Here is an 11,884-nt window from a genome sequence, read left to right as displayed (position 1 = left end):
CAGCGTTACCGCGGCCGTCGCCCACGCGGCCAGCGCAGGTGGCACCAGCCGGAGGTCCACCGGCCCTTCCTGCCGCGGGTGCGCGGCGCCGAGCCGGTGCCCGGACGCCGCGTGAACGGGGTTACGGGGCTGCTGCCTCGTCGGAGCGCCGTCCGGGGTGCCCAGATCACCGGCCGCCGTCGCCGGGGCGCCGTCCGTCCTCGGGGCTTCGTCCGCCGCCCCGTACCCCCGCTCGGGCCGGACGTCCAGGTCGCCGCCGCTCATGGCCGCACCAGCTCGCGCAGGTCGGCGAAACGGCGGTCGCCGATGCCGTTGACCTCGCGCAGCTCGTTCACCGAGCGGAAACCGCCGTGCTGGGTGCGGTAGTCGATGATGTGCTGTGCCAGGACGGGGCCCACCCCCGGCAGGGCGTCCAACTGGTCGACGGTGGCCGTGTTGAGCGAGACGGGTGCCACGGGTGCCGCCGGGCCCCCCGGGACACCGGCCGAACTACCCGCTCCTGCGCCGCTCGTCCCGGAACCGGCGAGAGGCGGAGGCCCGCCGACGACCACCTGTTCCCCGTCCACCAGGAAGCGGGCGCGGTTGAGGCCCAGCGTGTCGGTGCCGGGCCGCACTCCGCCGGCCGCGCGGAGAGCGTCGGCGACCCGGGAACCGGGCGGCAGACGATGGATTCCGGGCTTGCGGACCTTGCCGCTGACGTCCACGACGATCTCGGTCCCGCCGGTCGGAGCCGGGCCCGGCGCGCTCGCCGGGAGTCCCGGCGCGGGCGTGTCCTCGACCTGGGGAGCGGCCGCCCGCACCACCTCCGGGGCGCGCACGGTCTCGGTCCGGCCGGCCCAGAAGTGCTGCACCGCGAGGACGGCGGCGGCGACGAGCAGCACGGTGAGCGCGAGCACACCGCGCCGCTCCAGACCGCACCGCGTCTGCAGCCACAGCGGCATCCGCTCACGCAGCGCCGCCCCGATCCGCCCCGGCAGGCCGGCGTCCCGGTGAGCGGACCCGGCACCCGGGTACACGCGCCCCACATCCGGGTACGCGCCCGCGTCCGGGTACGCCCGCCCGGAGTCCGGAACGTGCTCCCGGCCAGCGTCCGGAACGTGCTCCCCGCCGGCGCCCCGGTGCTCGGCCGCGGCGTCCGCTGACTGCTCCCCGCCCTGGATCCCACTCCCTGCAGCCGCCGGATCGGCGGGAGCCCGTGCCTCCGCGGTCCTGGGCGGCCCGGTCCCCGACTCCGGTGCCTCACCCCCGCGTTGGGCGAAGAGGATCTCCGCGCGCCGGCGCAGATCCTCCGCCGGCGCGTGCCGTTTCCTGGTGCGCACGCGGCCGGAGGGACGGCGGGGGACACGGCCGTCGGAAGCCGGGGCCCGGCCGGGGCCGCTGGTCACACGGTGTGTGCGGGTACGTGATCGAAGTGCCATGCGACGAGCATCGGGCATCCCGCGAATCCGCGATGATCTTGCTCAATTCCCGGGGATTACTGCCCGGTTGTGGATATCTCCGTCACCCATACGGGTGATTGCGAACGCGAGCACCACGCGGCAGTCGGCCCGGCCGTCACCGCGGCGAGACCACGACCCCGAGCAGCCCCGGCCCGGTGTGCGCACCGATCACCGCGCCCACCTCGCTCACATGCAGGTCGGCCAGCCCCGGCACCCGCTCGCGCAGCCGGTCCGCCAGGGCGCCGGCCCGGTCGGCGGCGGCGAGATGGTGGACGGCGACGTCGACCGGCGCGCTGCCCGCCCGGTCGGCCACGACCTCCTCCAGGCGCGCGATCGCCCTGGACGCCGTACGCACCTTCTCCAGCAGATCGATCCGGCCGCCTTCCAGCTGCAGCAGCGGCTTCACCGCGAGCGCGGAGCCGAGCAGGGCCTGCGCGGCGCCGATCCGCCCGCCCCGGCGCAGGTAGTCGAGGGTGTCGACATAGAAGTAGGCGGCCGTGCCCGCGGCCCGCTTCTCCGCCGCGGTGACGGCCTCGTCCACCGTGCCGCCGCTCTCCGCCGTCTCGGCGGCGGCGAGCGCGCAGAAGCCGAGCGCCATCGCGACCATGCCGGTGTCCACCACCCGCACCGGCACCGGAGCCTCACGGGCGGCGGTGACGGCCGCGTCGTAGGTGCCGGACAGTTCGCCGGACAGGTGCAGGGAGACGATGCCGCTCGCGCCGGACGCGGCGACCTTGCGGTAGGTCTCGGCGAACAGCTGGGGGCTGGGGCGGGAGGTGGTGACGGGGCGTCGCTTCTGCAGGGCCTGGGCCAGCGAGCGGGTCGAGATCTCGGTGCCCTCCTCAAGGGCCTGGCCACCGAGGACCACGGTCAGCGGCACCGTGGTGATACCGTGCCGCTCCCTCATCCGGGGCGGCAGGTAGGCCGTGGAATCGGTGACGATCGCGACATGGCGGGACATGAGCTGGAGGTTACCTGCCGTAGCGCGTGCGCGGCAGTCCGGCCCCTTGCACCTGGGAATGCCTTGACCGAATCAGGTCGTGCTCACGTCGTGCTCTCGGGGCGCGGACGCTTCTGCCAGGGGTAGGCAGGGCGCGCGGTCGGCGGGGTGAGGGCAGGTGGTTCCGGCTCCTGGGCCGCGCGGTCCGCGGGGCTCTCCCCCGGCCAGGTCTGCCGGCTGTCCGGTCCGTCACCGGGGGCCTGGGGCCAGGGCGCGGTCGGGGGCGCGTTCTCGGCCGTGGTCCAGTGCCGCAGGGCCCCGGTCTCCACGTCGATCTGCGCGCTGAGCGCGTCGAGATCGTCCTCGGCGAGATGGCGGGCCCGGTCGCGGGCGGCCCAGCGCAGGGAGTCGGCGGAGTGCGTGATGCGCTCGGTGCGCTCGCGCAGCTGGGGCAGCCGCTCGGCGAGCGTGGCCCGGTCCGGTTCGGACTCCAGGCGCTTGAGTTCGTCGTCCAGTTCGTGTCCGTGCAGGCTGAGCCGCTCGAAGAGGCCGAGGGACTCCTTCAGCGACTCGTCCTCGGCCACGCCCGCGTGCAGCGCGTCCTGGGTGGCGCGCATCGAGGTGCGCAGCTTCAGCCGGAGCTGGGCGATCTCACCGGCCGGTCCCGGCTGCGCGAAGGACTTGGCCCGCAGGGTGTGGTCCTCCACGGTGCGGCGGGCCTGGGTGATCGTGCGGTCCACGCCGCGCTTGGCGGCGCCGACCGCCTTCACGGTGGCGTAGGCGCCGAGGGCCACGAAGAGCACGAAAAGCAGGGCGAAGACTGCGATCACTGCTTCCACGGCGCTCCTCCTCAAGACCCGGTGCGGCACGCCACGAGCCGCTCTTCCACGGTAAACGCGCCGGGCAGGCCCGGAGTTCCGGAAGAACCCCGAACCTGCCCGCAGACGACCCCGCCGTACCCGTAGGGGGCTACCCCGAGTGCGTCACGCCGGGACGATGTTCACCAGCTTCGGCGCGCGCACGATGACCTTGCGGATGCCGGCGCCGTCCAGGGCCGCGACGACCTTGTCGTCGGCCAGCGCCACCTTCTCCAGCTCCTCCTCGGAGATCGCCGGCGGCACCTCCAGGCGGGCCTTGACCTTGCCCTTGATCTGGACGACGCAGGTGACGGTCTCGTCCACGACGTACGCCGGGTCGGCGACCGGGAAGTCGACGTGGACGACGGACTCGGTGTGGCCCAGCCTGCGCCACAGCTCCTCGGCGATGTGCGGGGCCAGCGGCGCGACCAGCAGCACCAGCGCCTCGGCCACGGACCGCTCCACCGGCCGGCCCGCCTTGGTCAGGTGGTTGTTCAGCTCGGTGACCTTGGCGATGGCGGTGTTGAACCGCATGCCCTCGAAGTCCTGGCGGACGCCGTCGATCGCCTTGTGCAGGGCGCGCAGCGTCTCCTCGTCGGGCTCGGTGTCGACGACGGTGACCTCACCGGTGGTCTCGTCGACGATGTTGCGCCACAGCCGCTGCAGCAGGCGGAACTGGCCGACCACCGCGCGCGTGTCCCACGGCCGGGAGACGTCCAGCGGGCCCATCGCCATCTCGTACAGGCGCAGGGTGTCCGCGCCGTACTCGGCGCAGATCTCGTCCGGCGTCACCGCGTTCTTCAGGGACTTGCCCATCTTGCCCAGCAGGCGGCTGACCTTCTCGCCCTGGTAGTAGTAGGCGCCGTCGCGCTCCTCCACCTCGGCGGCGGGCACCGCGATGCCGCGGCTGTCGCGGTAGACGTAGGCCTGGATCATGCCCTGGTTGAACAGCTTGTGGAACGGCTCGCGCGAGGAGACATGGCCCAGGTCGTACAGGACCTTCGACCAGAAGCGGGCGTACAGCAGGTGCAGCACCGCGTGCTCGGCGCCGCCGACGTACAGGTCGACGCCGCCGTGCGGCTTGCCCTCGCGCGGGCCCATCCAGTACTGCTCGATCTCCGGGTCGACCAGCCGCTCGCTGTTGTGCGGGTCCAGGTAGCGCAGCTCGTACCAGCAGGAACCGGCCCAGTTGGGCATGGTGTTGGTCTCGCGCCGGTACTTCTTCGGACCGTCGCCCAGGTCCAGGGTGACGTTGACCCATTCCTCGTTGCGCGACAGCGGCGTCTCGGGCTGGGTGTCGGCGTCGTCCGGGTCGAAGGTGCGCGGGCTGTAGTCCTCGACCTCGGGCAGCTCCAGCGGCAGCATCGACTCGGGCAGGGCGTGCGCGACGCCGTCCTCGTCGTAGACGATCGGGAAGGGCTCGCCCCAGTAGCGCTGGCGGCTGAACAGCCAGTCGCGCAGGCGGAAGTTGACGGTGCCCTCGCCGATGCCGCGGGACTCCAGCCATTCGGTGATGCGGGCCTTGGCCTCGGCCACGCCCAGGCCGTCCAGCGAGATCTCGTCGTTGGACGAGTTGATGATCTTCGCTTCGTAGGACGCGAAGGCGTCCTCCCAGGTGGAGGTGTCGGTGCCGCGGCCGTCGGTCGGCTCGACGATGCAGTGGATCGGCAGCTCGAAGGCGCGCGCGAACTCGAAGTCGCGCTGGTCGCCGGCCGGGACGGCCATGATGGCGCCGGTGCCGTAGCCCATCAGGACGTAGTCGGCGATGAAGACGGGGACCTGCTCGCCGTTGACCGGGTTGGTGGCGTACGCGCCGATGAAGACGCCGGTCTTGTCCTTGGCCTCGGCCTGGCGCTCGACGTCGGACTTGGCGGCGGCCTGCGCGCGGTAGGCGGCGACGGCCTCGGCGGGCGTGGCGTGTCCGCCGGTCCACACCTGGTGGGTGCCCTCGGGCCAGGCGTCCGGGGTGAACTTCTCCACCAGCGGGTGCTCGGGCGCCAGCACCATGTAGGTGGCGCCGAACAGGGTGTCGGGGCGGGTGGTGAAGACGGTGATCTTCTCGCCGTCGATCGGGAAGTCGACGCGGGCGCCCTCGGAGCGGCCGATCCAGTTGCGCTGCTGCAGCTTGATGGCCTCGGGCCAGTCCAGCGCGTCCAGGTCCTCCAGCAGCCGGTCGGCGTAGGCGGTGATGCGCATGTTCCACTGGCGCAGCTTGGCCTTGAACACCGGGTAGTTGCCGCGCTCGGAGCGGCCCTCGGCGGTGACCTCCTCGTTGGCCAGCACGGTGCCCAGGCCGGGGCACCAGTTGACGGGCGCGTCGGAGGCGTAGGCCAGGCGGAACTCGCCCAGGACGTCGGCCTTCTCGGTGGCGCTCAGTTCGCTCCACGCGCGCGTGTGGCCGGGGACAGGGCGCTCACCGGATTCGAACTGAGCGATCAGCTCGGAGATCGGGCGGGCCTTCTTCGCCTGGTCGTCGTACCAGGAGTTGAAGATCTGCAGGAAGATCCACTGGGTCCACTTGTAGTAGTCCGGGTCGATCGTGGCGAACGACCGGCGCTTGTCGTGGCCCAGGCCCAGCCGGCGCAGCTGGGCCTTCATGTTCTCGATGTTGGCCTCAGTGGACACGCGCGGGTGCGTGCCGGTCTGCACGGCGTACTGCTCGGCGGGCAGGCCGAAGGCGTCGAAGCCCAGGGTGTGCAGGACGTTGTGGCCGGTCATCCGCTGGAAGCGGGCGAAGACGTCGGTGGCGATGTAGCCCAGCGGGTGGCCGACGTGCAGGCCCGCGCCCGAGGGGTAGGGGAACATGTCCATGATGAACTTCTCGGGCCGGGCGGCGGTCTGCGCGTCGCCCGCCAGGTCGCCCTTGGGGTTGGGCGCGGCGTAGGTGCCGTCGGCGTCCCAGAAGTCCTGCCAGCGTGCCTCGATCTCGGCGGCCATCGCGGCCGTGTAGCGGTGCGGCGCGGCCGCCTCCGAAGAGGCGGCGGGGTTCGTCTCGCTCATGATCCTCAAAGCTCCATCGATCGTCTCTGCCAGCGGCTTCCTCATCCGGAAACGAAAAATCCCCTCGCACAGGAGGGGACGCCGCGCCGATTCCGACCACGTTCTCTCACCGGTGGTCGGGACTGATCAGCGCGGCTCGCTAAGCAGAAGGCGTACGGCACGCATGGCGCCAGGGTACCGCACCCCTTGAGCAAGCCGCGACGCGCTTCCGTACGACTGGGCGAACACGACACGCACGGACCGAAGGCCGCAGATTACCCGGCGTAACAGCCACTAAAGGACATCACAACAAGCCCATTGTCATTTGATAACAGCGCAATAACTCAAACCTCGTACTCACCGGTATGGCGCCACCTAGAGTGCGGCAACGGGACCGCTTTCCCGAACTTGCTCGGAGTTGCCCCCATGAACCGTCGTCGTAACAACCCCTCGCTCCCCCGGCCGGGCCGCTCGGCCTACGGGGTGGCGTCGGCCGTCGCCCTTCTGCTGATACCCGTGATCGTGCTGGTGGGAGGTGACGCGGTCCGCGACTTCCTGAACTTCGGCGCGGGCGTGCTCTCGCTCGTCTCGCTCAGCTGTTCGGTGATCTGGGGCCTGGTCGCCCAGGACCGCATCCTGCTGGGCACCCGCCAGCGGATCATCGGGCAGGCGGTGCACCGCACGACCGCGGTCGCCTCGATCGCGTTCCTCCTGCTGCACATCACCACCAAGATCGCCCTGGAACACACCGTGCTGATCGCCGCGGTCATCCCCTTCTCCCTGGGCGTCACCGGCAGCGCCGGCCTGATCGGACTCGGCTCCGCCGCCGGACTGCTGATGATCTTCGTGGGCATCACCGGCGCGCTGCGCAGCACCTTCGCCTCCCCGGCCCCCGTCGCGGCGCGCTGGCGTGCCATGCACATGCTGGCCTACCCGGCCTGGTGCGCCGCGCTGGTCCACGGCCTCTACGCGGGTCGATCCGCCAAGCCGCTCTTCGTCGCCCTCTACGGCCTGGCCCTGCTCGGCGTCATCGCCGCACTGGCGCTGCGCGCGGCCCCGCGCCCGGTCAAGCGCCGGGTGGCGGACAGCCTCGCCGCCGTGCTGAGCCAGGACGAGCCGGCGGGCCGCGAGGAGCCGGAGACCGGCCGGACCCGGCCGGCGCAGACGCAGGACCGTATCCCGGCGGCTCAGGGCGCCTCCCCGCTGTCCGGCTACGACATCCCCCGCCAGCGCGCCGGCACACCGGACCAGGACGCCCCGCGCTCCGAGCCGGCCGGCGGGTTCGCGGCGGCCTACCGTGCCGTCTCCGCACGCACGCGTGCGACGCCGTCGTTCACCGCCGACCCGGCCTACGCCACCGGCCAGGGCTTCGCCGCCGACCAGACGTTCGCCGGCCAGAGCTTCGCCACCGACCAGACCGCGCGTATGGACCTGCCGCTGGACACACAGCCCACGCAGGGCATGCCCCGCGTCGACAGCGGGCCCGCGGGCGGCTGGCCGATCCCGTCCCCGCCGCCGGTCGGCGAGGCGCCCCCGTCGGCGTACGACCCGCTGCGGGACACCGGCTACACCTCCCCCGTCGCCGACGGGTACGGCGGAAGTGACCTGTACGACACCGGTGAGTCGAACCCCCTGTCCGGCGCGTACAACCCGAACGACATCTACACCAGTGGTCCCGTCACGGAAACACTGCCCGGCGCCTCCTACGACTACGAGGCACCGGGTTCCGGCGAGCCCTGGAACACGCCTTCCGGAGGCTACAGGTGAACGAGGCCCTGCCCGACGTCCCCGAAGTCCGTGTGGTCGGACTTCCGCAGCTCACGTCGGGTTTCGACCTTGTCGAGCGGCTCGATCTGCCGATGCACCTCAAGGTGCACGGACCGCTCGAACCGCTGGGCGGCGAGCAGCTCGCCCAGCTCGCCGAGCGCATCAATCTCAGGGGCCGCGGCGGCGCGGGCTTCCCCTTCCACAAGAAGCTGCGCTCGGTGGCCGAGTCGGCGATCCGCCGCGGGGTGCGGCCGGTCGTCGTCGTCAACGGCAGCGAGGACGAGCCGGCCTGCCGCAAGGACACGGTGCTCATCAACCGCGCCCCGCACCTCATCCTCGACGGCGCCCTGCTGTGCGCGGAGGCCCTCGGTGCCCGCACGCTCGTGGTGGGGGTCACCCGGGAGTCCACCCAGCGCTCCATGGAGGCCGCCCTCGCCGAACGCGGCCTGAGCAACGGCCGCAGATCCGCGCTCCGCGCGCGCGTGCAGCGCAACCCGGTGCGGATGGTCACCGGCGCGGCCGCCTCGCTGATCCGCTCGATCGACGGCGGCCCGGCGATCCCGCCCGGCCGCAAGATCAGCGCCTCGCAGAGCGGCGTCGGCGGCGCACCGACCCTGCTGTCCAACGCCGAGACCTTCGCCCAGCTCGCCATCGCCGCCCGCATCGGCCCGGAGCGCTACGGCAACACCGGTCTGTACGACGAGCCGGGCACCGTCATGCTGACCGTCTCCGGCGCGGTCGCCCGCCCCATGGTGATCGAGGTCCCCACGGGTGTGCCGCTGCGCTACGTGCTGCAGCTGGCGGGCGCCCCGCCGGTGCCGCAGGGCGTGCTGACCGGCGGCTACCACGGCAAGTGGATCGACGCGGCCACGGTGAACGAGGCGATCGTCTCGCGCAACTCCCTGGACGCGGTGGGCGGTTCGCTGGGGGCCGGGGCGATCCTGCCGATCGGTCAGGAGACCTGCCCGCTGGGCGAGTCGCTGCGGGTGGCGCAGTGGCTGGCCGAGGAGAGCGCCGGCCAGTGCGGCCCCTGCTACCTCGGGCTGCCGGCCGCCGCGCGCGGCATGGAGGACATCCTGAACGGCGGCGGGCCGGCCGCCCTGGAGGCGCTGAAGCAGGTCGCGAAGAACGTCAAGCGGCGCGGGGCGTGTTCGCACCCGGACGGCTCGGCGATGTTCCTGGAGTCGACCGTCAAGGCGTTCACCGACGACCTCGCCGCGCATGTCCTCGGCAACGGCTGCGGGCGGCCCGTGGCGGGCGTGCTGCCGCTGTTCGAGGGGGGCAGGGCGCCGACGGGCATCCCGGGCGGCGGAGCGGCCGAGGAGACCGGCCCGAGCCGGCAGAAGATCTACGTCGACTGGACGCTGTGCCGGGGTCATGGCCTGTGCGCGGACATCCTGCCGGAGGTCTTCCAGCTCGGCGCCGACGGCTTCCCGACCGTCGCGCAGGCTCCGGTGCCGCGGTACGCGGAGGCGAAGGCGCTGCGTGCGGTACGCCGTTGCCCGGCGCTGGCGCTGCGCATCGAGGAGGACACCCGGGCCGAGTCCACGTCCCGCGGCAACCTGCCGGTGCTGTCGCAGGGGCGGGGACGGCGGGCGCTGGGCCGTTGACGGTAAGGGGCGTCCACCCATGGCGGACGCCCCTTACCCGGCCCACCCATGGGGTGCGCCCACGCGTCAACGCGCCGAGGGCGGGCCATCCTCTCGGATGACCCGCCCTCGATCACTGTGGAGCTAAGGAGAATTGAACTCCTGACCTCCTGCATGCCATGCAGGCGCTCTACCAACTGAGCTATAGCCCCTTGCCTTGCTGCGCCGCCCGGTTTCCCGTTTCCTCCCGGTTCCCCCGGCGACGACGTAAACATTACAGGCCCTGGGGGTGCAGCACCAAATCCATTCCCCCCGCACCCCGTTTAGTGACCGATGTCTGTTTTGTCACGCCGTGACGAAGGAGTAGAACCGCTTGAGCGTGCAGTGCTCTTCGAGCAGCCGGCCGTAGATCGGCTCGCCCTCCAGCTCGCGGTACGTCTCGATGGGGTCGCCTTTTATGATCAGCGCCCGCGCGCATTCCTCGCACCAGTACTGGTAGTCCGGGTTCACCGGTTCCATGTCGCGGACGATCGGCGTACCGCTGCCGCACCAGTCGCACTTCCGCCTGTGGGCACCCATCGATCAGCTCCAGCTGTGGCCGCAGGCCGTGCACACGTAACTGATCCCGCCGTTGTCGCCGAGGACTTGGGCCACGTGCGCGGAACCGCAGGAGGGGCAGCTGAGTCGGGTCGCCGTACCCGGTGTCCAGCCGGCGTCGAAGAGGTGACAGCCCTCTTCGAGGATGCTCGCAGGCATCACTACTCCCTCCCGTCGGGCCGCGCCCCCTTCCGGCCGTTTGATTCTGCCACGACCGGGCCAACACGGTCAGCGACGCCGTCGTACCGGTCCGGCCACGGCACCCGCCGCGGCCGTCGCGGTGAGCGCGAGCATGCATGTGAGAAGCGCTTCCGAGGAGCTATACGCCCCGGGGGCGCCCAGTGACTCAAGCCGGTTGAGGAAGAGCGTGCCGAACGCCGCCACCCCGATCAGCTGACCCAGCTGCGCGACGGTGGCGAGGAGCCCGCTGGCGTCCGCCGCGTCCTCGGGCCGCACCGCGGCGAGTGCCCGGGTGAGCGTCGGGCTGAAGGCGAGCGCGAGACCGGCCCCGACGCCGACGAAGGCCACGTACAGTCCGGCGCCACCCTCCCGGCCGTCGTGGAAGGCCAGCGCGACGCCCGCGACGGCCACCGCGGTCAGGGCGAACCCGGCCGGGGTCAGGGCCCGCTGCCAGGACGCGGGCCACCGGCGCCAGGTCAGCCCCACCACGCCGAAGACGGCGGCGGTCGGAGCGAAGGTGAGCCCGGCGCGCAGCGCGCTGTAGCCGAGGCCGCCCTGGACGTGCAGGGTGAGCACGAACAGGAAGGCTCCGTTGACGGCCATGGCCGCCAGGATCCGCAGGACGGCCAGGCCCATGCCGGGATGGCGCAGCACACGGGGCGCGATCAGCGGGGCACCGCCACGGCGGGCGAGCCGGGACTCGAAGGCGCAGAACAGCGCGAACACCACCACGGAGCCGGCCAGGGACAGCCAGGACCACAGGGGCCAGTCCTGCTCGCGTCCGAGCACGAGCGGGACCGTCAGCAGGGACACGGCGGCCCCGAGCAGCACCAGGCCGGGCAGGTCCAGGCCGCGCCCGCGTTCCCCGGCGGCATGCGCCGGCAGCACGCGCCTGCCGATGACCAGCAGGACGACGCCCACCGGGACGTTGACCAGGAACACCGGCCGCCAGCCGGTGCCGAACAGGTCGGCGCTGACCAGGACGCCGCCGACGACCTGCCCGGCGGCGGCGCCGACGGCGAGGACGGCCGAGTACATCCCGAGCGCCCGGGCCCGGGCCTCCCCGGTGAAGGTGCGCTGGATGAGGCTGAGGACCTGCGGGATCATCAGGGCCGAGCCGGCGCCCTGCGCGAGGCGGAAGCCGATGAGCTCGGTGGCGCCCTGGGCCAGTCCGCAGGCCAGCGAGGCGGTGGTGAACAGGGCGAGCCCGGCCAGATGGACCCGGCCGTGCCCGAACCGGTCGCCCAACCGGGCACCGGTGATCAGCAGCACGGAGTAGGTGATGGCGTATCCGGCGATCACCAGTTGCAGGTCGGCCCCGGAGGCGTGCAGGTCGGAACCGATCGTGGGGGCCGCCACGTTGACGATGAAGACGTCGAGCAGCGCCATGAACTGGGCGGCGAGCAGGACCGCGAGCAGCGGCCGGGACCCGCTGTCAGTGGTGGGCGCTTTACTGGTCGCAGAGCTTGGAACGGGGGCGGATGCCGGCCCCGTACGGGGTGTCGTCGTCATGCCGTCGAGCGTGGCCGCGATCCG

9 protein-coding genes, 1 tRNA gene and 1 pseudogene are annotated in these 11,884 nt (G+C 72.3%); 2 read left to right on the top strand and 9 right to left on the bottom strand.

What is annotated here, in order from left to right:
* The 5 genes and pseudogenes from C3489_RS39090 to leuS all read right to left on the bottom strand — a co-directional run.
* Positions 1 to 264 (bottom strand): annotated as a pseudogene (locus C3489_RS39090) (hypothetical protein); the annotation flags it as partial.
* On the bottom strand, positions 261 to 1,418 hold the full coding sequence (locus C3489_RS27465) for a ComEA family DNA-binding protein (protein ID WP_103784761.1): 1,158 nt from the start codon (positions 1,416 to 1,418) through the stop codon (positions 261 to 263). The gene C3489_RS27465 and the pseudogene C3489_RS39090, both read right to left, overlap by 4 nt.
* Positions 1,419 to 1,554: 136 nt before the next feature.
* Positions 1,555 to 2,400 carry a DegV family protein gene (locus C3489_RS27460; protein ID WP_103784760.1) on the bottom strand — a complete coding sequence of 282 codons (846 nt, stop codon included), beginning with the start codon at positions 2,398 to 2,400 and terminating at the stop codon, positions 1,555 to 1,557.
* Positions 2,401 to 2,483: 83 nt separating this feature from the next.
* Positions 2,484 to 3,218 (bottom strand): hypothetical protein, encoded by a 735-nt coding sequence (locus tag C3489_RS27455; protein WP_103784759.1) that lies wholly within the window; start codon positions 3,216 to 3,218, stop codon positions 2,484 to 2,486.
* 144 nt (positions 3,219 to 3,362) lie between these two features.
* A complete protein-coding gene (gene leuS, locus C3489_RS27450; RefSeq protein WP_103784758.1) occupies positions 3,363 to 6,236 on the bottom strand; it encodes a leucine--tRNA ligase in 2,874 nt (957 codons plus the stop codon).
* Positions 6,237 to 6,641: 405 nt separating this feature from the next.
* On the opposite strand from leuS, the gene C3489_RS27440 reads away from it, so the two are divergent.
* Both C3489_RS27440 and C3489_RS27435 read left to right on the top strand, forming a co-directional pair.
* Positions 6,642 to 7,982: a cytochrome b/b6 domain-containing protein gene (locus C3489_RS27440; protein WP_181139872.1), complete on the top strand. Its 1,341-nt coding sequence runs from the start codon at positions 6,642 to 6,644 to the stop codon at positions 7,980 to 7,982.
* A complete protein-coding gene (locus tag C3489_RS27435) occupies positions 7,979 to 9,592 on the top strand; it encodes an NADH-quinone oxidoreductase subunit NuoF family protein (RefSeq protein ID WP_181139871.1) in 1,614 nt (537 codons plus the stop codon). Before C3489_RS27440 ends, C3489_RS27435 begins: the two co-directional genes overlap by 4 nt.
* A gap of 118 nt (positions 9,593 to 9,710) precedes the next feature.
* On the opposite strand, the gene C3489_RS27430 is transcribed toward C3489_RS27435, so the two are convergent.
* From C3489_RS27430 to C3489_RS27415, 4 genes are all read right to left on the bottom strand, one after another.
* A tRNA-Ala gene (locus tag C3489_RS27430) sits at positions 9,711 to 9,783 on the bottom strand.
* Between the two features lie 133 nt (positions 9,784 to 9,916).
* Entirely contained in the window at positions 9,917 to 10,150 is a 234-nt protein-coding gene (locus C3489_RS27425) for a hypothetical protein (RefSeq protein WP_003976229.1), read from the bottom strand.
* Positions 10,151 to 10,153: 3 nt separating this feature from the next.
* Positions 10,154 to 10,327: a hypothetical protein gene (locus C3489_RS27420; protein ID WP_103784757.1), complete on the bottom strand. Its 174-nt coding sequence runs from the start codon at positions 10,325 to 10,327 to the stop codon at positions 10,154 to 10,156.
* Positions 10,328 to 10,396: 69 nt separating this feature from the next.
* Positions 10,397 to 11,860, bottom strand: a complete 1,464-nt coding sequence (locus tag C3489_RS27415; RefSeq protein ID WP_181139870.1) for an MFS transporter — start codon at positions 11,858 to 11,860, stop codon at positions 10,397 to 10,399.
* Positions 11,861 to 11,884 lie beyond the last annotated feature (24 nt).

Origin of the sequence: Streptomyces sp. Ru71, assembly GCF_002920535.1 — a bacterium.
GTDB lineage: Bacteria > Actinomycetota > Actinomycetes > Streptomycetales > Streptomycetaceae > Streptomyces.
This window is presented reverse-complemented; position numbering and strand designations above follow the sequence as displayed.

Bases quoted from the DNA above. Each gene is read 5' to 3' on its own strand.
- C3489_RS27465 (WP_103784761.1), bottom strand. From the start codon at position 1,418: ATGGCACTTCGATCACGTACCCGCACACACCGTGTGACCAGCGGCCCC.
- C3489_RS27460 (WP_103784760.1), bottom strand. From the start codon at position 2,400: ATGTCCCGCCATGTCGCGATCGTCACCGATTCCACGGCCTACCTGCCG.
- leuS (WP_103784758.1), bottom strand. From the start codon at position 6,236: ATGAGCGAGACGAACCCCGCCGCCTCTTCGGAGGCGGCCGCGCCGCAC.
- C3489_RS27440 (WP_181139872.1), top strand. From the start codon at position 6,642: ATGAACCGTCGTCGTAACAACCCCTCGCTCCCCCGGCCGGGCCGCTCG.
- C3489_RS27425 (WP_003976229.1), bottom strand. From the start codon at position 10,150: ATGGGTGCCCACAGGCGGAAGTGCGACTGGTGCGGCAGCGGTACGCCG.
- C3489_RS27420 (WP_103784757.1), bottom strand. From the start codon at position 10,327: ATGCCTGCGAGCATCCTCGAAGAGGGCTGTCACCTCTTCGACGCCGGC.
- C3489_RS27415 (WP_181139870.1), bottom strand. From the start codon at position 11,860: ATGACGACGACACCCCGTACGGGGCCGGCATCCGCCCCCGTTCCAAGC.